This is a genomic window from Citrobacter sp. Cf118, assembly GCF_030334095.1.
Classification (GTDB): Bacteria; Pseudomonadota; Gammaproteobacteria; order Enterobacterales; family Enterobacteriaceae; genus Citrobacter; species Citrobacter freundii.
Map to the genome: position 1 here is coordinate 13,051 of NZ_JAOWES010000088.1, position 23,666 is coordinate 36,716.

General features: G+C 51.6%; 23 protein-coding genes. 12 read left to right on the forward strand and 11 right to left on the reverse strand.

From position 1 onward, the window contains the following. The first annotated feature begins 31 nt into the window (after window positions 1–31). Genes OGX67_RS20230 through OGX67_RS20260 form a run of 7 tightly spaced genes read left to right on the forward strand, consistent with a single transcriptional unit; the run spans window position 32 to window position 7,927 of the window. Window positions 32–2,503, forward strand: coding sequence for a fimbria/pilus outer membrane usher protein (locus tag OGX67_RS20230; protein ID WP_204584067.1), 2,472 nt, complete (start codon window positions 32–34; stop codon window positions 2,501–2,503). A 14-nt stretch (window positions 2,504–2,517) separates the two neighbouring features. Then, on the forward strand, window positions 2,518–3,306 hold the full coding sequence (locus OGX67_RS20235) for a fimbrial biogenesis chaperone (protein WP_461782089.1): 789 nt from the start codon (window positions 2,518–2,520) through the stop codon (window positions 3,304–3,306). Between the two features lie 12 nt (window positions 3,307–3,318). Beyond that, a complete protein-coding gene (locus OGX67_RS20240) occupies window positions 3,319–3,924 on the forward strand; it encodes a fimbrial protein (protein WP_032948581.1) in 606 nt (201 codons plus the stop codon). Then, on the forward strand, window positions 3,921–4,985 hold the full coding sequence (locus tag OGX67_RS20245) for a fimbrial protein (protein ID WP_086503707.1): 1,065 nt from the start codon (window positions 3,921–3,923) through the stop codon (window positions 4,983–4,985). Before OGX67_RS20240 ends, OGX67_RS20245 begins: the two co-directional genes overlap by 4 nt. Before the next feature lie 9 nt (window positions 4,986–4,994). Next, complete coding sequence (locus OGX67_RS20250) at window positions 4,995–5,537, forward strand: fimbrial protein (RefSeq protein ID WP_032948583.1); 543 nt, start codon at window positions 4,995–4,997, stop codon at window positions 5,535–5,537. Between the two features lies 1 nt (window position 5,538). Continuing rightward, a complete protein-coding gene (locus OGX67_RS20255; RefSeq protein WP_110249249.1) occupies window positions 5,539–7,206 on the forward strand; it encodes an O-antigen ligase family protein in 1,668 nt (555 codons plus the stop codon). 1 nt (window position 7,207) lies between these two features. Beyond that, window positions 7,208–7,927, forward strand: a complete 720-nt coding sequence (locus tag OGX67_RS20260) for an EAL domain-containing protein (RefSeq protein ID WP_003838873.1) — start codon at window positions 7,208–7,210, stop codon at window positions 7,925–7,927. 15 nt (window positions 7,928–7,942) lie between these two features. On the opposite strand, the gene OGX67_RS20265 is transcribed toward OGX67_RS20260, so the two are convergent. From OGX67_RS20265 to fadE, 3 genes are all read right to left on the reverse strand, one after another. Next, a complete protein-coding gene (locus OGX67_RS20265; RefSeq protein WP_049016135.1) occupies window positions 7,943–8,353 on the reverse strand; it encodes a Spy/CpxP family protein refolding chaperone in 411 nt (136 codons plus the stop codon). A 179-nt stretch (window positions 8,354–8,532) separates the two neighbouring features. Beyond that, a complete protein-coding gene (locus tag OGX67_RS20270) occupies window positions 8,533–9,300 on the reverse strand; it encodes an amidohydrolase (protein ID WP_257651965.1) in 768 nt (255 codons plus the stop codon). 110 nt (window positions 9,301–9,410) lie between these two features. Continuing rightward, window positions 9,411–11,855, reverse strand: a complete 2,445-nt coding sequence (fadE, locus tag OGX67_RS20275) for an acyl-CoA dehydrogenase FadE (RefSeq protein ID WP_257651964.1) — start codon at window positions 11,853–11,855, stop codon at window positions 9,411–9,413. A gap of 239 nt (window positions 11,856–12,094) precedes the next feature. On the opposite strand from fadE, the gene lpcA reads away from it, so the two are divergent. Together lpcA and OGX67_RS20285 are read left to right on the forward strand one after the other, a co-directional pair. Further along, complete coding sequence (gene lpcA, locus OGX67_RS20280) at window positions 12,095–12,676, forward strand: D-sedoheptulose 7-phosphate isomerase (RefSeq protein ID WP_003031390.1); 582 nt, start codon at window positions 12,095–12,097, stop codon at window positions 12,674–12,676. Window positions 12,677–12,787: 111 nt separating this feature from the next. Continuing rightward, window positions 12,788–13,555 carry a class II glutamine amidotransferase gene (locus OGX67_RS20285; protein WP_003031388.1) on the forward strand — a complete coding sequence of 256 codons (768 nt, stop codon included), beginning with the start codon at window positions 12,788–12,790 and terminating at the stop codon, window positions 13,553–13,555. Here OGX67_RS20285 and dpaA read toward each other — a convergent pair. Then, window positions 13,526–14,266 carry a peptidoglycan meso-diaminopimelic acid protein amidase gene (gene dpaA, locus OGX67_RS20290; protein WP_003830823.1) on the reverse strand — a complete coding sequence of 247 codons (741 nt, stop codon included), beginning with the start codon at window positions 14,264–14,266 and terminating at the stop codon, window positions 13,526–13,528. The two genes, OGX67_RS20285 and dpaA, sit on opposite strands and share 30 nt — an antisense overlap. 348 nt (window positions 14,267–14,614) lie before the next feature. Here dpaA and OGX67_RS20295 point away from each other — a divergent pair, with 348 nt between their 5' ends. After that, a complete protein-coding gene (locus OGX67_RS20295) occupies window positions 14,615–15,376 on the forward strand; it encodes a C40 family peptidase (protein ID WP_257651963.1) in 762 nt (253 codons plus the stop codon). A 37-nt stretch (window positions 15,377–15,413) separates the two neighbouring features. Here the strand turns inward: OGX67_RS20295 and flhA are convergent, their stop codons facing one another. The 7 genes from flhA to OGX67_RS20330 are packed head-to-tail and all read right to left on the reverse strand — an operon-like array spanning window position 15,414 to window position 21,671. Then, complete coding sequence (gene flhA, locus OGX67_RS20300) at window positions 15,414–17,507, reverse strand: flagellar biosynthesis protein FlhA (RefSeq protein ID WP_046669740.1); 2,094 nt, start codon at window positions 17,505–17,507, stop codon at window positions 15,414–15,416. Continuing rightward, complete coding sequence (flhB, locus tag OGX67_RS20305) at window positions 17,491–18,630, reverse strand: flagellar biosynthesis protein FlhB (RefSeq protein ID WP_071696384.1); 1,140 nt, start codon at window positions 18,628–18,630, stop codon at window positions 17,491–17,493. The genes flhA and flhB overlap by 17 nt, the downstream gene beginning before the upstream one ends. Beyond that, window positions 18,620–19,402 carry a flagellar biosynthetic protein FliR gene (fliR, locus tag OGX67_RS20310; protein ID WP_003838861.1) on the reverse strand — a complete coding sequence of 261 codons (783 nt, stop codon included), beginning with the start codon at window positions 19,400–19,402 and terminating at the stop codon, window positions 18,620–18,622. The genes flhB and fliR overlap by 11 nt, the downstream gene beginning before the upstream one ends. Before the next feature lies 1 nt (window position 19,403). Beyond that, window positions 19,404–19,676 carry a flagellar biosynthetic protein FliQ gene (locus tag OGX67_RS20315; protein ID WP_003838859.1) on the reverse strand — a complete coding sequence of 91 codons (273 nt, stop codon included), beginning with the start codon at window positions 19,674–19,676 and terminating at the stop codon, window positions 19,404–19,406. A gap of 12 nt (window positions 19,677–19,688) precedes the next feature. After that, window positions 19,689–20,447 (reverse strand): flagellar type III secretion system pore protein FliP, encoded by a 759-nt coding sequence (gene fliP, locus OGX67_RS20320; RefSeq protein ID WP_086529052.1) that lies wholly within the window; start codon window positions 20,445–20,447, stop codon window positions 19,689–19,691. Next, complete coding sequence (locus tag OGX67_RS20325) at window positions 20,444–20,815, reverse strand: FliM/FliN family flagellar motor switch protein (RefSeq protein ID WP_038637567.1); 372 nt, start codon at window positions 20,813–20,815, stop codon at window positions 20,444–20,446. The genes fliP and OGX67_RS20325 overlap by 4 nt, the downstream gene beginning before the upstream one ends. Continuing rightward, window positions 20,808–21,671: a FliM/FliN family flagellar motor switch protein gene (locus OGX67_RS20330; protein WP_086503713.1), complete on the reverse strand. Its 864-nt coding sequence runs from the start codon at window positions 21,669–21,671 to the stop codon at window positions 20,808–20,810. The genes OGX67_RS20325 and OGX67_RS20330 overlap by 8 nt, the downstream gene beginning before the upstream one ends. Window positions 21,672–22,265: 594 nt before the next feature. Between OGX67_RS20330 and OGX67_RS20335 the strand changes: the two genes are divergently transcribed. Together OGX67_RS20335 and fliE are read left to right on the forward strand one after the other, a co-directional pair. Further along, on the forward strand, window positions 22,266–23,252 hold the full coding sequence (locus tag OGX67_RS20335) for a sigma-54 interaction domain-containing protein (protein ID WP_086503714.1): 987 nt from the start codon (window positions 22,266–22,268) through the stop codon (window positions 23,250–23,252). A gap of 47 nt (window positions 23,253–23,299) precedes the next feature. After that, the gene (gene fliE, locus OGX67_RS20340) at window positions 23,300–23,662 is read left to right on the forward strand and encodes a flagellar hook-basal body complex protein FliE (RefSeq protein ID WP_016149599.1); all 363 of its coding nucleotides are present in this window, start codon (window positions 23,300–23,302) and stop codon (window positions 23,660–23,662) included. The last annotated feature ends 4 nt before the right edge of the window (window positions 23,663–23,666 follow it).

Here is a 23,666-nt window from a genome sequence, read left to right on the forward strand (position 1 = left end):
AATTCGGGTATCTGAAGGTTTGCGAACGAAAATGATCACGCTGAAAACAGATAAAAAACGTCTGGCGCTTTTTATTGCTCTGGTCTGTGCCTCTTCATGTGTTGAAGCGGATGAGGCCATTGAATTTAATACCGACGTACTGGATGCCAGCGACAGGCACAATGTCGATTTGCAGCGTTTTTCCGAAGGCAACTTTGTGACTCCCGGAGAATATCTGCTGGATGTTCGTATTAACAGCCAGGAGATCCCTCAGCAGTCGATTCGTTATATCGTCGACCCTGCCAACCCGCATAAATCCATGGCCTGTCTGACGCCACAACAACTTGAATTACTGGCGCTCAAAGAAGAGGCGCTGACCTATATTCACCCGATCAGCGCGGCCTGCTATGACATTTCCCGCCTGCCGGGTGTGGTGCTGAATAATAGCGCCGGCGTACTGGACATTACCGTGCCTCAGGCATGGATGAAATATACCGATCCAGACTGGACGCCGCCGGAGCGTTGGGATAACGGTGTCGCAGGGCTGATTTTTGACTACAGCGTTTCAGGTCAGGCCACACATTACGAGCAGGGCGGCGATCGTTATCGCTCTCTGTCTGGCTATGGACAGACTGGCTTTAACCTCGGCGCGTGGCGTTTTCGTGGCCAGTATCAAGCCAATTACGCTTCGGATGAGAACCGAGGGCGAATCGATTGGGATCAGATCTATGCCTATCGCCCGTTACCGATGCAGGCGGCAAAACTGACGCTCGGCGAAATCTACCTGAATTCTCAGGTTTTTGATTCGGTACGTTTCACCGGGGCGAACCTCGCCAGCGACGAACGCATGCTGCCGCCGAATTTGCAGGGCTACGCGCCCGAAGTACATGGCATCGCGCGCAGCAATGCGAAGGTCACTGTCAGTCAGCAGGGGCGTGTTATCTATCAAACCACCGTTCCTGCGGGGCCATTTAATATTCAGGATCTGCACGGCTCGGTACGCGGCACGCTGGATGTTCGCGTCGAAGAGCAGGATGGCAGTGTACAAACCTTTCAGGTCAATACGGCCGATATTCCTTACCTGACGCGCCCGGGCTATGTTCGCTACAACGCCGCGGTCGGTAAGCCATCGCGTTATAACCACGACGTCCAGGGGCCTGCGTTTTATAGCGGTGATTTTTCCTGGGGGGTCAGCAATGCGTGGTCGCTGTATGGCGGCGCGTTGCTCACTGGCGATCGTTATAACGCCTGGTCGATGGGGATTGGGCGGGATTTGAGCTGGCTGGGTGCGCTGTCGGCTGACGCGACGCAATCCGTGAGTCGGGTGAAGCATCAGGCTGAACAAAAAGGGATGTCCTTTAAGCTCAGCTATGCCAAAACCTTTGATGAGTACAACAGTGCCATCACCTTTGCTGGTTACCGCTTTTCACAGCGTAACTTCCGCACCTTCTCGCAGTTCCTTGACGAGCAGTATGAAAATAACAACAGCGCCGGCAACGAAAAAGAGATGTACACCATCACCGGTAACAAGACCTTTTTTGCTGACGACCCGCAATTAGCGACCACGCTGTACCTGACTTATACCCACCAGAATTACTGGGATCGTGGCTCTCAGGATCGTTACGGGTTGTCGATGGGACACAGCTTTTCGTTCGCAGGCATTCAGGGGATCAGCGCCAACCTTGCCGCTTACCGCTCTGAGTATCAGGGCAAACGGGACGACAGCCTTTCGCTGTCCATTTCGGTGCCATGGAGCGATGGCCGCTCCATGGATTATGAAGTGCAAAACAGCGGCAACCAGACCAGTCAGATGGTTTCGTATTCCGATAACCGCGACCGTAACAATCCATGGCGACTGCGCGCAGGGGTTTCCGGTGAAGGGCACACCGCGTTTGATGGTTACTACAAGCATCGCAGCATGATGGCTGAGCTTGAGTCTAACGTCAGCTGGCAGCAATCACGTTATTTCTCCGTTGGCGGCACGATGCGCGGCGGCTTTACCGCAACGCGTCACGGCGCGGCGCTGCATAACAGCCAGGCGTCAATGAATACCGCCAGGGTGATGGTTGATACCGACGGTGTGGCGAATGTACCGCTGAACGGTGAACAGGCGCACTCAAACCGCTTCGGTATTGCCGTCGTACCGGACGTCGTCAGCTATCACAGCTTTGATACCCGTATCGATGTAGACGCAATGGACGAGGATATTTCCGCGACCAAAGCCATCGTCACCAACACCCTGACGGAAGGCGCGATTGGTTATCAGCGCTTCGCCGTGGCGCAGGGGCAAAAAATGATGGCGCTGCTGCGCCTGAAGGATGGCTCTGTACCGCCGTTTGGAGCCGAAGTGTTTAACGCCAACGGTGTCAGCGTCGCCATGGTGATGGAAAACGGCATGGCCTGGATTGCGGGTGTGAATCCAGCTGAGCGTCTTTCTGTTGCCTGGGGCGGTCGTGCTCAGTGTCACTTACAGGTGCCGCAACAAATCAACCTGGAGGGTAACGTGCTGTTGCCTTGTGAATAATTTCAATAACCTGAATGAATTTTGTCATGAAAAATAAAGCTTTTTACTCCGTGCAGCGTTGGCTGAAACCCGTGGCCTGCGGTCTGCTTTTTATTGCAGAGATCAACGCCTCATGGGCGGGTATCGCACTTGACCGTACGCGCCTGATCATCACCGGTGATGCGCGCTCTGTCAGCGCGAACTTAACCAACACCAGTCCGAGCATTCCGTTTCTGGCTCAGTCGTGGGTGGAAGACGCCAATGGAACAAAAATTACTTCGCCGCTGATGGTTTTACCGCCGCTACAACGGATTAACGGCGGGCAAAAGGGCATTGCACGTGTGACGAAAACCAGCGGTATTAACGCTCTGCCACAGGATCGAGAAAGTCTGTTCTACCTGAACGTGCGCGAAATTCCGCCCAAGCCGGATAAGCCGAACGTTCTGCAGCTGGCGATGCAGTCGCGTATCAAACTGTTCTACCGTCCGACCGCCATCGTGCCGGAAACACCGGGCGCCGTGTGGCAAAACCAACTGGTCTTTCATAAGCAGGGCCTGCGCTGGAGTGTGGATAACCCAACGCCGTACTTCGTCACCTTGATCGGCTTAAGCCGCAAACCTGAAGCTCAGGGCGGCGACAGGCTGACTGACTTCCCTGGGGTTATGGTTTCACCAAAGTCCTCTCGCGATTTCAGTGTGACCGACGGCAGCGTTAGCCAGTGCAGCATGATGTATGTGAACGATTTTGGCGGTCATCCCGAATTGAAATTCAGCTGCACAGGCAATGTGTGTAAAGCATTGCCAATGGAGCAACAGCCCCGGTAACAGGATTCGTAAATGAAAAAGATGCTTTGCGCTCTGCTGATGGCGGGCATGGCCTGCTCGGTTCAGGCCACAAGCGGTCGCCAGGATATGAGCAACGTGTCCGGTGAGTATGGCAATGTCCGCTTTCATGGTCGGGTATTCGTTTCGCCGTGCGTGCTGGATATGGCCTCCCGCGATCAGACTATCGATCTTGGTGATATTTCCGCCAGCCGATTTCGCCAGGGCGGCGATCGCAGCGATCCGGTATTGGTTACGCTGTATCTGAACGGCTGTTTAAAGGGCTCCGGTCATACCTTAAGGGATTTTCCCGGGCAGACCAGTGAGATGCCTGAGCTTGCTTACAGCACGGTGGAGCGTGGTGTTTCAATGACGATGATGGCTGAAGGCGCACCGGAAAACAGCGATTTGGGGCGCATTCGTGGCGATGTTCGCGGCGCGGGCATCCGGCTACTGACTGAACGTAAGCAGTTGATCCACCTGAATCAACCGCAACGCATGTGGATCCTCAAACCGGGCGATAACGCCATTCATTTTCTTGCCGCGCTGGAATCTTTTGGGCGAGAGGTGACTGCCGGAGAATTTAACGGTCTGGTCAGACTTAAGCTGGAGTATCTATGAGCGTATTGCGCAAAATGCTGCTGTGGGGGGTGCTGGCAGGCTGTCCTCTGACCGGGCAGGCATTTACACAGGGAGAAGGTGAGCCGGAAGGTGGGGCGCCGCATCAGTACGATATTGAACTGAACTCGCTGGATGTCAGCAAAAACCACGTGGGCGGCAGAACGGAGCCGTTTCCCTGGAATCTTGGCAGTTGGTATGTAGTGGATTTTCACTGCGAACAGGCTGACATCTCCCGACAACCGATTTACTACACCACCACGACCACGATGCCGCCTTCCAATCAGGGAGCGAACCGTTTTCGCCTAAACGAGTATCTGGATGTGGAAGTACAGGTGTGGGTCGCCGGGCGTTATAACAACTACGTTCAGGCACCTTTTACCAATTTTTCAAATCGTTATAACGATCATAGCTGCAAAAAGCGCAAAGGTTACGAGCGGGCTACCAACATAGAAAGTGGTTCAAAAGGCAAAGTGACGTTTATTGTCACAAAACCCATTATTAATGGCATCAATATTACCTCCCAGTCGCTGGTGGAGGTTGCTGGGCGCTTAGGGGATGCTGGTCCTACGCCGACAACGCCAATTTCCCGCGTGGTGATTAAATCCGGGCTGATTACCGTACCGGACAAATGCACCTTCAACCGGGGAGACAAAATCAGCATTGAGTTTGGCGATTTGCCAGGATCCGCTGCCCGGCTCAACGGCACTAACTATAGTAAGCCAATCCCTATACATGTGGTGTGTGAGGGCGGCAGCTTCGATCAGGGCGCGCTGAATATCAATCTTGGCGTGCAAACGACCACGGCGTCAGGCACGGCGGGATTTAACGGTAATCTCCTCGGCACGTTAAGCGGCGGACAAAAACGCGATGATCTCGGCATTATGCTTAAAGACGAGAGTGGTGGCACCGTCGTGCCCAATCAATTTTACAACGTGAAGGGGTTTTACCAGAATCAGGGCGACTGGAATCTCACCGCCGCGCCGGTGGCAAAGCCGGGCGTGGGAAGTGTGAAGGAAGGTGAATTTGAAGCCTCTGCCACCGTTGTCGCGCAGTTTCAGTAGGGGGATGTCATGAGATTCTCGGCGTTATTCGCGACCGTTATGTTGCTGCTTGGCAGCATGGCACAGGCCGACACCAAACTGGTCGGCGGCGATATGTATTTTCACGGCACCATCAGAGCGCTGGCCTGCAGCCTTGCACCGGGTGGCGACAAAATCGAGGTCGATTTCAAGCAAATCGCGACGCAGGATCTCTATCTCTCGGGGCGCAGTAAGCCGGAAAAATTCAGCATCCAGTTACGCGACTGCAATCCTGAGGTTTTCCGTGGGATCTCGGTTACCTTCAGCGGTCGTGAGGATGCGGAGCTGGCCGATCATCTGGCGCTGGATAGCAGTGAACAAGGCGGCGCGTCAGGGATCGGGATTGGGATGAGCGAAGAGGACGGCACGGCAATCCGCCTTGATGAGAGCACATCAGTCAAAGAGATAACAGAAGGTTCGATGACGCTGAATTTTTTGGCGTGGGTCGCCGCGGAGCCATCGGCGATAAAAAATCAGTCTCTCGAATACGGTCCGTTCAGCGCCAGCGGGACCTGGACGTTGAACTACCAGTAGCATGATGAACGTACTGAATCGCATTGCGCCGCTGCCTGCGCAGAAATTATTGCTCGGTATTAGTCTGTTTTTCTGGTGTGGGGCCATGCATTTCTACTGGCCGAACAACGGCGGCAGCGGTCTGTCGTTGCCGCTTAATATTACGAGCTGGATCTACGCTGTTGTACTGGCTGCAAGCGCATTGATGCTGGCGCCTCGTCAACGCTGGCGCATCACTGTGCCAGCTGCGGGTTTTACGATCGGGGCGTTCATCCTGATGTTGCTTTGCCTGCTAACACCTGACGTCAGGCAGGCCGAGGCACTACTGGTGGCGGGGGCGTTACTGGGAGGTGTGAGCGTCTATCTGGTCACATTGCAAATTCCTCTCACGGCAAACACCCTGACGGCACTGCTGGCCCTGCTATGGGGGGCGTGCGTGATTGAATGTCTGGTGTTTGTCTATCAGTACTGGCATTTGCCGGGTGTTGATTACTGGGAGTTTGCCTGGCGACGTGGTACACGGCCTTACGGCATTTTTCAGCAGGTCAACCTGCTGGCCAGCTTTACGGCCTGTGGCGTGTTGCTGTCAGCTACGCTCTTTTTACGGCTGCGCGACGGGTATCGAATTGTCATCGGGGTTGGCCTGGTGATGATGGGATTTGTGCTGCATGAATCCCAGTCGCAAACCGGTTACCTGTCTCTGGTAGTCGGTGAAGTGCTGCTGCTGGCGGTTTTCCCGGCGCAACGGCGTACGTTGTTACTACTCCTGTTACCGTTGGCGTCAGGCATGGCGACGGGGTCGCTCGCTCGCCATTTTTTGTCCGTAGCAACGGTCGATCATTTCACCACTTCCCAGGTGCGCTGGACGGTACTCAAAACGTCGTTGGCATTATTTGCCGAACGCCCGTGGACGGGGTGGGGTGTGGGCAGTTTTGCCGCCGTGTTTCTCGAACGTGCGGGACCGTTGGGGTTGAGCAGCATCTCGCATCCGCACAATGAACTGGTGTTATGGCTGGTGGAGGGCGGTCTGGTTGGGCTGGTGGGAGCGCTGTGTTTTATTGCGAGTGGTTTCTGGCTCTGGAGGCATGGAAATCGTTGGCGTCGCGCCTGTCTGGTGGCGGCGCTGCCGGTGGTGATTCATATGCTGACGGAATACCCCGTCAGGCAGTCAACGCCGCATTGGCTACTGCTGATCCTGTTGCTTCGATGTGCAGACAGCGACCGAGCTGGAATACGCCTGGCGCTTACCTCGACGTGGCTGATTCGCGCGCCAGGGGTTATCTCGCTACTGACAGTCGCGCCATTGCTGCTTCTCACGCTGCATACGCAACAGCAACTGACGCTGGCGGAGAGGCAGTCATCGCAGTGGCATCTTGCCGAATCGCTCCCTGTAGGAGGCTGGCTTCTTACCAGTCGCTATCGGTTTGATGTCCAGATGGGGTATCTGCAACGGTATCAGCGTACTCGGGACGCTCGTTGGCTGGAGGCGGTTCGCCGCTGGGCGCCTGACTATGTGCGCGTTCACCCAGACCCTAATGTCTCCTTCACGCAAATCTTGCTGGCGTTGCAACAGCGCGACCTTGTCGAGGCGCATCGTCTGGCGACGCGCTTTTGCCTGATATACCCGAACGATCGCCGTATCCCGTGGCTGCAGGATGCACGACGTCCTTTTAATAAAATACTGGAATGATATGAACAGATTCAGCGAACAGGCCCGTTATGTACCAGAACTTCCCCGCAACGCCGAACTGCTGCAGATCACTGGGATCCGTTTGCAGCGCATTCATTTTTTTGATGACGTATCGCTGGATGTCTGTGAAGTGTTAAGTCAGGTACGCACTCCGCTTCCACTGGATTTGTTTTTCAAGCACCTTTCAATTGCGGCAAAACAGCAGCTTTTTCTATGGCAAATGCAACGGGTGCTGGCTCTTTCTGGAAGCTATTCGTTGAATTTATCCGTCAGGATGCTGACCTGTCTGTCATGGGTCACGCGTCTCACAAAGCAGGTGCATCAGGGGCGGATTGTTATTGAGATTCAGGATCCGGGCTCCATGATGCGGCTGGAGAAGGCAGAGCAGCAGGCCGTATGCATCGCCGTAAAAACGCTGGTGCGTCACGGGTTTCGCGTGTGGCTGGATGATGTTTCACCTGAGCTATTTTTTGTCTGGCGGCTGTCGGGCATCCGTTTCGATGCCATCAAAATTGAAAGTGGAATGTTTCATCAGTTCAGAACATCGGAGTGGCAGTTGAGGGTTCTGGTCAATCAGTTTCGTGGGCTGGGTGAACGGGTTGTCATTGAGGGGGTAGAAACGCCACAGGATTATGCCATTTGCCGTATGAGCGGCGCAGATGCTGTACAGGGTTTTTTGTTTGAACAGGCGATTTTACCGAAAAGCCTGAATCATTGCTGATTCAGGCTCTGGCAATTATTCGCTTAGCGTCTGTGCGATGTCTTTTTGCACCTGCTGGCGCTGTTCTGGAGTCAGCACTTTGTTCAGGTCAAAATAGTATTTCACGCGATAATAACGCGCCTGCTGTTCGATGTTGCTGAATGCCGAAAGCTGTTTTTTGACGGCTGCTTCATCCCACTTCCCGGACTTGATGACGTCAATCAACGCGCCGTCTTTAACATCCTTCACCGAAATCTGGCTTACGTTGGTTTCAAGCTGCTGGTGCAGTTTTTTAATCTGCGCAATCTGGTCAGTGCTCAACTTAAGATGTTGTACTATCGGATCCTGGGCTGGAGCCGGAACATTAGATGTGGTTGCTGCAAGCGTGCTAAAAGAAGCGCCAGCCACGGTAACTGCCAGCAAAGTCATGCGTAAGAAGTTCTTCATGTCGAGATCCTGATAAGGGAATTATTAACATTGTCAGTCACTCGCTGGTTACGAGTGATTATCTTTTGCAGGATACGATGCCCACCGCATGTCGCCACGCGAATTTGTTTTGCGGTTGGTTACGGAGTGAAACAATCCCGCCACGGAAAAACGTTATGCAGCGGGAGTGAAGGCGATAGTTATAGCGTGAACGGGTTGGCATCCTGCCAGGCGGGAAATTTCTCGCGATATTCACGCAGCGCTGAGAGAGACAGTTCTGCGTCAATGCGTGTGGCCTGATGCGGCTCGGCGGTGGCAATAATCTCACCCTGCGGATTAATCACCCGGCTGTCACCGCGATAATGATGCCCGTTACCGTCAGTGCCCACGCGGTTACATCCTGCTACATAAGCCTGATTCTCAATCGCCCGTGCGGCAAGCAGAACCTGCCAGTGCAGAGAACGCGGCGCAGGCCAATTGGCAACATACAACGCAAGGTCGTAATCGTTGCGATTGCGCGACCATACCGGAAAACGCAGGTCATAACAGACCAACGGCAGAATGCGCCAGCCGCGCCATTCAACAATAACGCGCGCGTCACCCGCCTGGTAATGCTGGTGCTCATCCGCCATGCGGAACAGATGGCGCTTGTCGTAGAAATGCACATTACCTTCGGGTTCAACCAGCAAAAAACGATTCACCGGCCCCCGTTCAGACTGTATCGCTGCGCTACCTGCTATCAGGGCATTTGTCTGCTGCGCTTTGCTACGCATCCAGCTTACAACTTCTTCTTGCGGCAACGATTTATTTGCCGCTTCCATGGCAAATCCGCTGGTAAACATCTCAGGCAATACAATGACATCACGTCCGGCGACGGTTTCCAGTTGTCGGTCAAAATGGCGCAGGTTGGCCGGGCCATCCATCCAGATCAATGGTTGTTGCAGCAGAGTAATTTTCAGACCAGGCACGATCGAGGCTCCTCGTTGAACAACATTTTGACACTGTAGCATGAGCATTAATGAAAATGTGGCAATAAAAAGCCCCGCATTAAGCGGGGCTAAACGTCGTGCGAGTGTCGTTATGCGGCTTCGACTTTACGCACTTTTTCTGGCAGCTTTACCGGCTGAGTCGCCAGCTCCTCGGGTTCAAAGTCATCCACGTTGATACTGCGCAGGCGGCTCGCTTCGGCTTTCACCAGAATCGCGGCTTCATCTTTATCAATCAGCCCTTTCGCCAGCGCATTGTGCGCCAGTTCGTCGAGACGGGTAAATGGCAGGTTTTTACCCAACTCTTTACAGATCCGCTGGTGGATTGGGTCGGCTGCAATCAAGTCCAGCAGCGCCTCTTCCAGCAAACCAACTGGGTTATGCTCGCTTGGCGTCAGATATTGACCGCGACCAATACGAGAACGAGTAGCGCTCGGAACCTGCAAAATCTTCGCGACTTTATGATCCAATTTGTCAGACGGTGCATGGTAGTGGCGACCGGTAGGGAAGATAACCACATTCAGCAAGCCCGCGACCAGACGGTTCGGGAAGTTCTTCAGCAGATCGTCCATCGCCTGTTCCGCTTTGTACAACGCATCCTGAACGCCCCAGTGAACCAACGGCAGGTCCGCTTCATGACGGCCTTCGTCGTCATAACGCTTCAGCACCGCGGAGGCCAGATACAGCTGACTTAACACATCGCCCAGACGTGCGGAGATACGTTCACGACGCTTCAGACTACCGCCCAGTACAGCCATCGACACATCTGAAAGCAGGGCCAGGTTGGCGCTTAGACGGTTCAGGTGCTGGTAGTAACGTTTGGTCGCATCGCCAGTTGGCGTGCTGCTGGTTAAACCACGCGTCAGGCCAAGCCAGAAGCTACGCACTTTGTTGCTGCCGACGTGACCGATGTGTTTGAACAGCAGCTTGTCGAACGCATTCACATCGTTACTCTGTGCCGCAGCCATCTCTTCCAGAACATACGGATGGCAGCGAATCGCACCCTGACCGAAGATCATCATGCTACGGGTCAGAATGTTGGCACCTTCAACGGTAATAGCGATTGGCGCACCTTGATAAGCACGGGCGAGGAAGTTGCTTTCGCCAAGCATAATGCCTTTACCGCCAGTGATATCCATCGCATCGATGATTGACTGCTGTCCGCGGTGGGTGCAGTGATATTTCACGATGGCCGACAACACCGCCGGTTTTTCACCCAGCATAATGCCGTAGGTAATCAGTGATGCTGCAGCGTCCATCACGTAGGCGTTACCGGCAATACGTGCCAACGGCTCTTCAATACCTTCCATCTTGCCGATAGAGATTTTGAACTGGCGACGAATGTGCGCATACGCGCCGGTGGCCATCGCGACCGATTTCACGCCGCCCGTCGAGTTAGATGGCAGGGTAATACCACGTCCCACAGACAGGCATTCCACCAGCATGCGCCAGCCCTGACCGGCCATTTTCGGACCACCGATGATGTAATCAATTGGTACAAACACATCTTTGCCCAGTGTCGGACCGTTCTGGAACGGCACGTTCAGCGGGAAGTGACGACGCCCAATTTGTACACCTGGCGTTGAGGTTGGGATCAGCGCACAGGTAATGCCAAGATCTTCTTCGCCACCCAGCAGTTTTTCCGGGTCGGAGAGTTTAAATGCCAGACCCAGCACGGTGGCGATAGGCGCCAGCGTGATATAGCGTTTGTTCCAGGTCAGGCGCATACCCAGCACCTGCTGGCCCTGCCAGTCGCCCATACAAACCACGCCGGTATCAGGGATCGCGCCTGCGTCGGAGCCGGCTTCCGGGCTGGTCAGAGCAAAGCATGGGATCTCCTGACCGCGAGCCAGACGTGGCAGATAATGATTTTTCTGCTCTTCGGTGCCGTAATGTTGCAGCAGTTCGCCTGGGCCTAATGAGTTAGGCACGCCAACGGTGATCGCCAGGATCCCGGAAACGCCGGAGAGTTTCTGTAGAACGCGAGCCTGAGCATATGCTGAGAATTCCAGCCCGCCGTACTCTTTCTTAATGATCATCGCGAAGAAGCGGTGTTCTTTCAGATATGCCCACAGTTCCGGAGGCAGATCCGCGAGTTCGTGAGTGATCTGAAAGTCGTTCGCCATGCGGCACGCTTCTTCCACTGGACCATCAATAAACGCTTGCTCTTCAGCAGTCAGATGCGGCTGAGGATAGTTATGCAGTTTTTTCCAGTCAGGCTTGCCCTGGAACAGGTCACCTTCCCACCAGGTCGTACCGGCATCAATCGCTTCTTTCTCAGTACGCGACATCGGCGGCATGACTTTACGGAAACCGCGGAACACCGGTGCAGAGATCATAGATTTGCGCATCGGCGTAAAGTTAAACGGTACGAGAATAATGGCCAGAGGAACCAGCAGCCAGACTGACCACAGGCCAGCCACGCCAAGCGCGGCCGTCCAGGCGAGCAAAATTAAGCTGCTGAGGAATAAGCTCACGCGGTGATAAAACAGAACGCTGAGCAGAACAACCGTAGCGATAATACTCAAAATCATCATAACGAAAAGCTCCCTTGCTTGTAGGAGGTCTGACCACTTGTGATGATATGGTTGTAGTGGATGTAAATTCTTTTAGCAATGTGTTTACAAAATAATTACAACAAAGCTCACATTGTTGCTGTTTTAACCGGCACAAAAAATCAAAAGCCGTAGCCATTCCTGTGGCTTGTACTTCTCGCTGGTAGCACTATCCGGTACACTGCACCTTGTCATTTACATTCATGCTGAAGGATATCCTCATGTACCAGGATCTTATTCGTAACGAACTGAGCGAAGCGGCGGAAACGCTGGCTAATTTTCTTAAAGATGACGCCAATATTCACGCCATTCAGCGCGCGGCGGTCCTGTTGGCAGACAGCTTTAAAGCCGGCGGTAAGGTACTTTCTTGCGGTAACGGCGGTTCCCATTGCGACGCGATGCACTTTGCCGAAGAGCTGACCGGACGCTATCGTGAAAACCGTCCTGGTTACCCTGCTATCGCTATCTCTGACGTCAGCCATATCTCCTGCGTCAGCAACGATTTCGGTTACGATTATGTGTTCTCTCGCTACGTAGAAGCCGTGGGTCGTGAGGGAGATGTCCTGTTAGGCATCTCGACTTCGGGTAATTCCGGTAACGTAATTAAAGCGATTGCCGCAGCGCGTGAGAAAGGGATGAAAGTTATCACCCTGACCGGTAAAGATGGCGGCAAAATGGCGGGCAGCGCGGATATCGAAATTCGCGTGCCGCACTTTGGCTACGCTGATCGTATTCAGGAAATTCATATCAAAGTGATTCATATCCTGATCCAGTTGATCGAAAAAGAGATGGTTAAACCATAAGAAGACGATTGCCGGATGGTGGCTGAAGCCGTATCCGGCCTACATGAGCGCCACGTAGGCCTGATAAGCGCAGCGCCATCAGGCAGTTCACGGTTTTAAGGTAGGTGATGTATGTGCGAACTGCTCGGGATGAGCGCCAATGTGCCAACCGATATCTGCTTTAGCTTCACCGGGCTGGTCCAGCGCGGCGGAGGTACCGGGCCGCACAAAGACGGCTGGGGTATTACGTTTTATGAAGGTAAGGGCTGCCGTACGTTTAAAGATCCGCAACCCAGCTTTAATTCGCCTATCGCCAAACTGGTACAAGACTATCCCATCAAATCCTGTTCCGTGATTGCCCATATTCGTCAGGCGAATCGTGGAGAAGTAGCGCTGGAAAATACCCATCCATTTACCCGTGAACTATGGGGACGTAACTGGACGTATGCCCATAACGGGCAACTCAGCGGTTATAAATCACTGGAGACCGGTAATTTCCGCCCGGTCGGTGAAACCGACAGCGAAAAAGCCTTCTGCTGGCTGCTCCACAAGCTGACGGAGCGTTATCCGCGCACGCCTGGCAATATGACGGCGGTGTTTAAATATATCGCGATGCTGGCAGGAGAACTGCGGGAGAAGGGCGTCTTCAACATGCTGTTGTCTGACGGACGTTATGTGATGGCCTTCTGCTCGACCAATTTGTTTTGGATCACGCGTCGTGCGCCGTTTGGCGTGGCGACATTGTTGGATCAGGATGTGGAGATTGATTTTAGCTCAGAGACCACACCCAATGATGTGGTCACCGTGATTGCCACTCAACCGTTAACCGGCAATGAAACCTGGCAAAAGATTATGCCAGGCGAGTGGGCATTATTTTGTCTCGGGGAGCGTGTAGTTTGATGCCAGTTGCGGCTGAACGACTTCGTGGCTCAACGGCTTGCTGACGACGTAACGACCATCGACGACGGAAACGGTCGGTGGTTTACGTGTTTGTTCAAAGTAATCGTATCCCGGCTTTAACTGGGCCCAGAAATCTTTGTAATACGAGAACTTATGGCGCTGCATGTTGGCATCGGTCATGCGGAACGGGTAAATGCTAACCTGTACGCTGGACTGCCCGAACACCAGAGCTCCGGTCACAAACTGGAAAATCTCATCAATGCCGTTGTCGGTCATTGCGTAGCAGCCGACGGAAACACAGGCGCCGTGGATCATCAGGTATTTACCTTCATAACCGTGGGCGCGATCGTAGGCATTAGGGAAACCAATGTTAATCGCTTTATAGAAGCGGCTATCCGGTTTCAGCTGTCCACGCTGAACGCTGTAAAACCCTTCCGGACTTTTGAAATCACCCTGACGCTGTTTCGGCCCTAAGCCACCGGAATAATTACAGATCTTATAACTGTCGAGCAATTGATACTGTTCGCCCATCTTGACGTACAGATCCAACGTTCGCTCTTCTTTGAAGATCTGGATATAAACGGGGGAGCCCATTAATTGCTGCTTATATTCTTTGCTGACAGGCGTAGTCGGGCTGCTGCTGCTCAGCAAACCGGCAAACGAAACGCACGGCAATAAAAGCATCGCAAGAAAAAATGCGATTTTACGCATACTGCTTATTCCTTGATAAAACGATCACACACGCCAGGACGGCAAAAGAGTCCCCAAATCGGATAAATCTGGATCTGGAGCGCTCACATTATCACCCAGAGAGTTTTTCGCAAGTCTCTCGTGCTGCGTTTACACTTTAGATTTTCTTTATACGGATAATTGTGCTTAAAGTCTGTCAGACACTGGCGTATTTTGCGGGTGAGCGACCGTCATTGAGCCCTATTAGTGCAAAATTCCTAATGTATTGAATTTAAAAAATTAATACTTTAATAATCAAATATTAAAATGGAATACTTGGTAATAGCGGTAGACTGCTCGGAACGTGTTTGATCAGGTATTTTTGTTTTCATGTTTTTTGTCTCTGCACCCCGACGCTTTTTGCCGGGTCTGCTGTCTTTGTGTGTTGTGTTGTCCTCACCGTCTGTCGCCAAAGTTCAGCCTTTCTTATCTGACGCCCATGTAAGCTATGCGGCGCAAATGCGCATGCGTAATCGTGCCCGGCTGCTGAAGCAGTATCACGCACAGGTAAAAAAGCAGGCAAGCTACGTGGTGGAAGGCAACGCAGAAAGTAAAAGCGCGCTGCGCCAGCAGAACCGGGCACTGATTAAACAGCATCCGGAGTGGTTCCCTGGCCCACTAAAAGCCAGCGACCATCGCTGGCAGGAACTGGCTGAGAATGACCATTTTCTCAGTAGCAATCATCTACACAATATCACTGAAGTGGCCATCCACCGACTTGAGCAACAGCTAGGTAAACCCTATTTGTGGGGCGGTACCGATCCGGATGAAGGGTTTGACTGTAGCGGGCTGATTTTTTATGCCTACAACAAAATCCTGGCGGCAAAATTGCCCCGGACAGCGAATGAAATGTATCACTATCGACGGGCAACGATTGTCGCTAACCGCGATCTTCGCCGTGGTGATTTAGTGTTCTTTCATATTCACAGCCGGGATATTGCCGATCATATGGGCGTCTATTTGGGGCAGGGACAATTTATTGAATCACCGCGGACAGGAGAAACAATTCGGGTGAGCAATTTATCCGATGACTTCTGGCAGGATCATTATCTAGGCGCTCGTCGTATTCTTACGGAAAATACGATTCTGTAATCAAAAAGGCGGTGTAATGACACCGCCTCGGCAGGCGTTAACTTAACGCCCCCATGATCTTTAATTCCAGTTCATCCGGAACTTCGTTATAAGACAACACCTGTAGGCCCGGGGCAAACAGGCGCGCATAGCGCGCGAGCAAAGGACGTAACTGCGGCGCGACCAGCAGCACAGGCTCTTTCCCCGCCGCTTTCATCTGTTCTTTTATCTGCGGCATATTGGTCTGAAACTGATTCAGCATATTGGGATCGACCGGCACGCTATCCAGCACCACTTTTCCACTTTGCTGAGCCTGATTCACCACATTCGCCAGCAGATTCTCCAGTTCACTGTTCAGCGTATATACGGCCAGCTCATCTTTGCGCACAAACGGGTGGGTAATGCTGCGACGGAGCGCCAGACGCACATCCGCCGTTAACAAAATATGATCTTTGGTCACGGTGCTACTGGCGACAAGTACGGTGGCTATGGTGACGATATCGCGCAATGACACACCTTCGATAAGCAGCGCCCGGTACACTTTCAAGAGCTGGCTGTAATTCAGCGCTGCGCTCAAATCTTCCGCCAGACGTGGCGCCATAGAAGAAAGGCGGTTATGCAACTGCGTAATGTCATCGTAATTAAACAGCTCTGGAATATAGTTACGAATGATCTTATTCACATGCGTCGCAATGACGCTGGCACTATCAATAACCTGGTACCCCATATTTAACGCTTTAGCTTTTTGCGCCGGAACAATCCAGGTGACCGGCATACCATAGGCCGGATCGTGGCCTAAAACACCGTCGATCTCGCCATAGGTTTCACTGGAGGGCAGCGCCATCAGCTTATCTGCGGGAATATCGGCTTCATCGGCCTTGATCCCATTGATAAAAATGGCGTACTGGGTCGGTTTAAGGCGGAAGTTTTCGCGGATGCGAATTTCCGGCAGCAGTACGCCGTTCGTGTCTGAGATCACCTGTCGCACACCGCGAATGCGTTGAGTGAGCGGATTCCCTTTGGATTTATCGACCAACGACACCAGCTTATATCCCAGGCTCAGGCTGATAGGTTCTATTAAGGGGATAGTTTCCCAACTGACCTGTTGCTCGGTGGTTTCAGCGATGGTTTTGGTCAGCGTTTCGAGATTTTTCTCTTCGGTCTCAGCCACCTTCGGTCGCTTGCTCATGCGCCAGGCGGTGAATCCCAGCAGGGCGCTGAAAATCAGGAAGGGGAAATGCGGCATCCCCGGCACCACTGCCAGCACAAACATAATGCTGGTGGCGGTATACAGCACGGAGGGGCTGGCCAGCAGTTGGCTACGTACGTCCGTGGCAATATCGCCGCTGTCGCTTACGCGGGTGACGATGATCGCTGCTGCTGTCGACAACAGCAGAGAAGGGATCTGGGCGACCAGGCCGTCACCGATGGTCATCAGTACGTATTGCTGGAAGGCGGCTTCGGCGCTTAAATCGTATTTAAAGATCCCGATACAGACGCCGCCGATCAGGTTGATAGCCAGGATCATCATCCCGGCGATGGCATCGCCGCGCACGAACTTTGACGCACCATCCATCGCGCCATAGAAATCCGCTTCGCCCGCTACGTCTTTACGTCGCGCTTGCGCCTGCGCCTGATTAATCAGTCCTGCGTTCAGATCGGCGTCGATCGCCATCTGCTTACCGGGCATGGCGTCCAGCGTAAAACGGGCAGAAACTTCGGAGATACGCTCCGCACCTTTGGTCACCACGATAAAGTTAATGATCATCAGAATGATGAACACCACAAAACCGACGACAAAGTTACCGCCGATCACCACCTGACCGAAAGACTCAATCACCTTACCGGCAGCGCCTGCGCCCATATGCCCATGCAGTAACACCACGCGTGTTGACGCCACGTTCAGGGTCAAGCGCATTAAGGTGGTGATCAGCAAAATGGTCGGGAACAGACTGAATTCGAGTGGGCGTTTTGCGGAAACGGCCACCAGCAGCACCATCACCGCCAGCACGATGTTAAAGGTGAACAGAATATCCAGCAGGGCCGGTGGTAACGGCAGGATCACCATCGCCAGGATACACAGTATGACCAGCGGAATGCCGATGTTACCGTTACGCAGCAGCGCGAGGAATTGTTTAGTTGTTTTCGGCATCCAGTTTAAGAACCTCTTTTGGAATGGAAATATGTCTGTTCAGAGAAGGGCGGGCCTGGGAACCATCACGCCAGTGTTTCATTTGCAGTACATAGGTCAGGACGTGTGCAATCGCCCGATACAGTTGAAATGGGATCTGTTGATTCACCTGGGTGGTGTAATAAACGGAGCGTGCCAGCTTAGGAAACTCAACGATTTCAATATTGCTTTCTACCGCTACCTGCCTGATATACAGCGCGATTTCATCGGTGCCTTTGGCAACCACGAAAGGCGCTGCGGCGCGTGACTGGTCGTACTGTAGCGCCACGGCATAGTGGGTTGGGTTGGTGATCACCACATCGGCTTTTGGCACAACTTTGCGAATTTGCCCCATCGCCATTTGCCGTTGCAGGCGACGGATCCTGGCCTTAACCTCGGGTTTACCTTCTTGATTTTTATACTCTTCTTTCACTTCCTGTTTCGTCATCTTCAGCCCTTTGGTGAACATTTTTTTCGCCAGAGGGACATCGATCAACGCGAAGAAAACAAACAGGATGACAAAGTTGCGCATGATGCTGCTGTACAGCGCCAGACCATCACTGATGGCCTGTTTGAAATGAAGCTCTTGTAAGCCGAGAAACGCGGCAACGTTATTGCGTACGCTGATCCATAGCATCACCAGCAGCACTATCGCTTTGAGCGTCATCTTGCCGGTATCCACCAGGTGATCGGTAGAAAACAGGCGACCAATCCCTTTGAGCGGGCTTAATTTGCTAAAGTCCGGCAAAATTTTCTTCGGCAGGAATAGCCAGCCTCCCGGAACAAGTGAGGCAAACAGCGCGGCAACCGGCATGGGTAACAGCGTCAGGATGAATTTCCCCAGAATCAGCAGATGGTGTTCAAGGAACTGACCGATGATGTCCGGGTCATTAATGTTCTGCGCGTACTGATGCACGCTGATAAAGCTTTCACGCACGAAATCTTCGTACCAGGGAAAGCTGCTGGAGATCACCATAAACGCGGCAAACAGACTGGCGGCAAGCCCCATATCTTTTGAACGCGGTATTTGTCCCTCTTGTCTGGCCTTGCGAAGTTTTTGCGCCGAGGGTTTTTCTGTTTTTTCTTCGCTACTGTTATCCGCCATAGTGCCCCTTCAGCGCGTCAAGCTGCTGTAAGACGAAATTCGCCAGGTGCAAATAGTGGTCGGGCAGGTTGTAAAGCAGAGTCGCAAAGCAGATCAGGCCCGCCAGCATGTTAATGGGAAAACCTAATGAGTACAGGTTGAGCGGCGGCGCAATACGGTTTAGCAGACCAAAGCAGCCCTGAACAATCAGCATGATAAAGGTTGTCGGCAGCGCCAGCAGAGTGGCGGCAGCGAATACCCAGCCCAGCGCCAGAGAAATCGTGCGCAGAGATTGCGGATGCAACGCATTGCCAATCGGCCAGTAAGTAAAGCCTTTGAATAAAATGCTCACCAGCAGCAGATGCCCATCCATGGCAAAAAACAGTATCACCGCGTAGATGTTGATCATTTCCGCCAGTACCGTCGTTGACGCGCCGCTGCTGGGGTCGTTCATCACCGCCATGCTCATCCCCATATTAAAAGAGAGGATTTGGCCCGCCAGTTGTAGCGCTAAAAATAAAAACTGCAGCATCAGGCCGAAAAGTATTCCCCACAGAAACTGCTCCGTGGTCAAAATAATACTGTTCATCGACAGCAGGCTGGTGGGCACCGGGTGGGGGATAAGCGGCGTAATGATAAAGGCCAACGCCAGTGACAAAATAATGCGTATACGTATGGTCAGCGCGGCATTATCCAGTACTGGTGCGTAGTGAATAAACGCCATAATGCGTACGAAGGGAAACCACATTCCCAGTATCAGATTACTTAACTGTGTAATATCGGTTTCGCGCATGTCAGTGCACCAGAATGGCGGCCTGAGTGAACAGATGCACGCAGAGATCGCTCAACTGGACGATCATCCATTTTCCGCAAATACCCAATACCGCGAGGGTGACGATTAGTCTGGGTAAAAAACTAAGTGTTTGTTCGTTAATCTGCGTCACAGCCTGAAAAATGCTGACCAACATACCGACCAGCAGGCTGGGAACGACCAACACACAGACTAAAATGATCACAACTTTTATACCGCTGGCAACGATGTCTGCGGCTACATCAATGGTTAGCATGTCTGATCTCCGTTAGCCCAGTCCCAGACCGCGAATGCTGGAGGTCAGCGTCCCAACGGTCAGCGCCCAGCCATCAATAAGCACAAACAGCATCAGCTTAAAGGGCAGCGAAACGATCAGCGGTGACAGCATCATCATCCCCATAGCCATCAGTACGCTGGCGACGATCAGGTCGATCACCAGGAACGGAATGTAAATCATGAAACCTATCTGGAAGGCGGTTTTGAGTTCGCTTAGCACATACGCCGGGACAATAATGGAAAGATCCTGATCGACTGCATTCCCTTTCGCGTTGGCGATCTCCATGATCTGCGCTATCGCCTTTTTGTTAGTCTGCGCCAGCATAAAGCGCTTCAATGGCGAGGCGGCAGTGCTTAGTGCGTCGGGGAGCGTGATTTGATCGTTTTCAAAAGGGACAACGGCATGATCGTAAATATTGAGCCAGACTGGACGCATTACCAGCATGGTTAACGACAGCGCAATGCCAATCAATATGCGGTTCGGCGGCGTTTGTTGCAGCCCTAACGCCTGACGCAGCAGAGAAAGAACAATAATAAAACGGGTAAAACAGGTCATCATCAGCACCAGGGTAGGCAGAATGCCCACCAGGGTCATCAGGATCAAGACCTGGATTTTTACGCTGTACTCCTGGCTATTTCCGTGTGAAATCACATTCAGCAACGGGATATCTCCCCCTTGCGCGCAGGCAAAGGGAGAAAGGATGAGTAACGAGATACCCAGTAAGAGCGTGAGTGTTGGCGCGCGTTTCATGGTGCAAGGTCGTTGATTTCATGCGTGTTGAATTCAAGGACGCGCAGGCCATATTTTTCGTTAACCACAACCACTTCAGCCTTACCTAGCAGGATATTATTGACCTTAATATCCAGCGGTTCACCGGCGAGTTTATCCATCTCAATGACGGTGTCGTCATCAATGTTCAGTAGGTCGGCCAGCATCACCTCCACGGACGAAACCTCCAGCGTTAGCGTGACCGGAATACGTTTGAGTAATGACATCGACTCGGAAAAACGGTCTTCTAAACGCGCCACCAGCTTTTCTGTAACAGACGGCGCGGATGGCGTAGTAGCTTCGGGGGCTAACTCGAAACCTTGCTCTAAAATATCTTCTGGCTTACTCATAGGATTTCTCCGTCTTGCTCGTTAATTCGGATAAAAACAGTTTGTCTTTATCCTCTACGATCAGGGCATTAAATAATTCGGATTTCCCGATATACACAGGGAAAGTATCAGGCATCGCAATCGGTAAAATATCGCCGGGTTTAATCGTCGTCAGGTCGGCAACATTCAGCGGAATTTCTGCAATCTTCACGTTCATGGTCAGCGGCAGCGTATGGATAATTTCTTTGATCAGCGTTTTTTTACGCGTCTCAGCGCTGGCTTTATCAATCTGCTTTTTTTTCTCGCCGTGCTCGCTATGGCGGATTAAATTCAGAATGTAATCGGTATGCGAATCGTCCAGTAAGATGCGGAAACTGCAATTCTCATCATCACCTAATACAAATGTAAGCTGATAAGCCCAGTGGGTTTGTATGGTGCTGCTGTCGGGTTTGAGTGTCAGTGGAATACCGGATATATTTTTATTAAAAATGGTATTACAAATATCCAGCGCCAGTCTGCTTCGCAACCGGATTTCTGTTTTGGTTGGTAAATCATCCTGTGGCTTCTCGTCGGCGAGAGATGATGCCAAACCATAAAAGTTACCTAATAACATTAACAATAATGCGCGGTCGATATCAAAGGCCAGATGCCCAACCTGAGAAACTAATAATTCCGCACTTTTATTGATAACATCCATCTCACAGTGTATTTTTTTAAGTGTTATATTTGTGCGATGTTTTTTCAGGAAGTAGTTTCCAAGATGTGATTCAATTGTATCAAAACTTCCCGTAAACATAGTCGGCAGACGATGATATGGACGTCCAAGCCGGTTTCCTTCAAGTTTAAAGATTCCGGGCGTTTGACTATATTTCAGCATGGTACGCTTTCTCAGCTGTAATTTCTGGGGCGGTTGAATTGATATCAAATCCCGCGGTTATCAAAAGAAATTCAAATTCGCTTAATTTATTGTTCATCCTTGACGCTATTCTCATAGTGTTGAAGTCCATTAGATACGAAATACCGTACCCACTCACGTCTATGGAGTAGGGCTGGATATTAGATATTTTACCCCTCTCCTCTGCAAGTTATTAATGGCGTTAGGTTGTAATTAAAAAATAATTAATTACATATACGTGATGTTTCTCGCTTACTGCTTGTCGCAGATTAGGCTTCCCCCTTATGTCTATTTTTTACGCTACCACTAACGTAATGTATTGTTTTTAAAGGAATAATGTTTTTATTATCTTTTAATTTGAGATTGTTAATGGTACTGGTGTTAGTATTTTTTTAGGAAAAACCCTATTTGAAAATAGTCTTCAATAGGGCTGCCCTTTGATGGGGTGGTAAAACATGAGCAAGGATGGGATTAAGACATGGCACGGGCGATATCTATTATTCGATGATTGTGCTTTGGAATGATTTGTATATTTCTCGTAACGGATGTTAACTTTACTTCTAAGTGTAAATAATCATGTTTGAACTTATTGCCGAAGCAGCCTCAAGCATTAATGTTTTTTCAATGGCAAGGCGTATTGCTGCTTTTAATGTTCCTGTACTTGTCCATGGCGAAACCGGTACGGGTAAAGAATGTATCGCCAAATTTATCCACTCGATTGCATTTGCGCAGGAGGCTTCAGCGCCTTATATCGGTGTGAACTGCGCAGCTATTCCTGAAAATATGCTTGAAGCAACGCTCTTTGGTTATGATAAAGGGGCGTTTACCGGGGCGGTGGCCACCGTACCGGGAAAGATGGAATTAGCCAATAATGGTACATTACTGCTGGATGAGATCGGTGACATGCCTTTGGCGCTACAGGCCAAAATACTGCGTGTATTACAGGAACAACAGGTTGAGCGTTTAGGCAGTAACCGTCTAATCAAATTAAATTTTCGTTTAATCGCCTGCACCAATAAGAATCTTGAAGAAGAGGTTGCTGCAGGACGCTTCAGAGAAGATCTCTATTATCGCATGTCAGTGATTCCGTTGACCATGCCACCGTTGCGCGAGCGTATGGAAGACATTATCCCGCTGGCTGAATCCTTTATTAAAAAATATTCCACGGTGTTGGTAAAAAATATCAAGCTTTCTGAATCGTCACGCCGGGCATTACTGAGCTATGCGTGGCCGGGTAATGTTCGCCAGCTTGAGAACGCCATTCAGCGAGGAATGATCCTTAATCGTGATGGCGTTATTTATCCCGATACCTTAGGTCTGCCGTCCATTGAGTCCGATTCCTGGAGCGAGCCGCAATGGCAGCCAAAACCCAGTGCGCAAATCACCACCAGCGACAATCTGGGCCAGCATGGTCGCAGCGCGCAATATCAATATATCGCTGACCTGATGCGCAAATATCAGGGTAATAAAACCAAAATCGCTGATTTATTAGGAATTACTCCACGTGCGCTTCGTTATCGTCTGGCATCAATGCGAAAACAGGGAATAGAAATCTTTTCCTGAATCAGTCTGTGGTACCGAGAACGCTTTTCTAATTTTAAGAGTAGGTCATGAGCATAAATACGATAGCCCCAGCCAGTACGATGCAGACGCAAATGATGCAGGACATGCAGCAGATGAAAGCGGTCGCACAAGCCCCTGTCCTTTCGCCGATGCAGATTAACGCCGTGGGTGCGCAGTCTGCATCATCTCCGGTTTCGTTTGACCGTGTTATGCAGGGCGCGCTCAACCATGTTGATCAATTTCAGCAGGTCGCAGAGCAAAAACAAACGGCCATCGAGATGGGGAAAAGCGATGACCTGGCGGGGGCGATGATCGCCAGTCAGCAGGCATCGTTATCGTTTTCCGCGCTGGTGCAGGTACGTAATAAAGTCGCTTCCGGATTCAACGACCTGATGAGCATGTCAGTCTAACGCT

Coding starts and splice junctions, on each gene's coding strand:
- OGX67_RS20235 (WP_461782089.1), top strand. CDS start 2,518: ATGAATTTTGTCATGAAAAATAAAGCTTTTTACTCCGTGCAGCGTTGG.
- OGX67_RS20260 (WP_003838873.1), top strand. CDS start 7,208: ATGAACAGATTCAGCGAACAGGCCCGTTATGTACCAGAACTTCCCCGC.
- flhA (WP_046669740.1), bottom strand. CDS start 17,507: ATGCCGAAAACAACTAAACAATTCCTCGCGCTGCTGCGTAACGGTAAC.
- OGX67_RS20245 (WP_086503707.1), top strand. CDS start 3,921: ATGAGCGTATTGCGCAAAATGCTGCTGTGGGGGGTGCTGGCAGGCTGT.
- OGX67_RS20250 (WP_032948583.1), top strand. CDS start 4,995: ATGAGATTCTCGGCGTTATTCGCGACCGTTATGTTGCTGCTTGGCAGC.
- OGX67_RS20240 (WP_032948581.1), top strand. CDS start 3,319: ATGAAAAAGATGCTTTGCGCTCTGCTGATGGCGGGCATGGCCTGCTCG.
- dpaA (WP_003830823.1), bottom strand. CDS start 14,266: ATGCGTAAAATCGCATTTTTTCTTGCGATGCTTTTATTGCCGTGCGTT.
- fliR (WP_003838861.1), bottom strand. CDS start 19,402: ATGCGCGAAACCGATATTACACAGTTAAGTAATCTGATACTGGGAATG.
- OGX67_RS20255 (WP_110249249.1), top strand. CDS start 5,539: ATGATGAACGTACTGAATCGCATTGCGCCGCTGCCTGCGCAGAAATTA.
- OGX67_RS20295 (WP_257651963.1), top strand. CDS start 14,615: ATGTTTTTTGTCTCTGCACCCCGACGCTTTTTGCCGGGTCTGCTGTCT.
- fliP (WP_086529052.1), bottom strand. CDS start 20,447: ATGAAACGCGCGCCAACACTCACGCTCTTACTGGGTATCTCGTTACTC.
- fadE (WP_257651964.1), bottom strand. CDS start 11,855: ATGATGATTTTGAGTATTATCGCTACGGTTGTTCTGCTCAGCGTTCTG.
- flhB (WP_071696384.1), bottom strand. CDS start 18,630: ATGGCGGATAACAGTAGCGAAGAAAAAACAGAAAAACCCTCGGCGCAA.
- OGX67_RS20285 (WP_003031388.1), top strand. CDS start 12,788: ATGTGCGAACTGCTCGGGATGAGCGCCAATGTGCCAACCGATATCTGC.
- OGX67_RS20265 (WP_049016135.1), bottom strand. CDS start 8,353: ATGAAGAACTTCTTACGCATGACTTTGCTGGCAGTTACCGTGGCTGGC.
- lpcA (WP_003031390.1), top strand. CDS start 12,095: ATGTACCAGGATCTTATTCGTAACGAACTGAGCGAAGCGGCGGAAACG.
- OGX67_RS20315 (WP_003838859.1), bottom strand. CDS start 19,676: ATGCTAACCATTGATGTAGCCGCAGACATCGTTGCCAGCGGTATAAAA.
- OGX67_RS20330 (WP_086503713.1), bottom strand. CDS start 21,671: ATGCTGAAATATAGTCAAACGCCCGGAATCTTTAAACTTGAAGGAAAC.
- OGX67_RS20335 (WP_086503714.1), top strand. CDS start 22,266: ATGTTTGAACTTATTGCCGAAGCAGCCTCAAGCATTAATGTTTTTTCA.
- OGX67_RS20325 (WP_038637567.1), bottom strand. CDS start 20,815: ATGAGTAAGCCAGAAGATATTTTAGAGCAAGGTTTCGAGTTAGCCCCC.
- fliE (WP_016149599.1), top strand. CDS start 23,300: ATGAGCATAAATACGATAGCCCCAGCCAGTACGATGCAGACGCAAATG.
- OGX67_RS20230 (WP_204584067.1), top strand. CDS start 32: ATGATCACGCTGAAAACAGATAAAAAACGTCTGGCGCTTTTTATTGCT.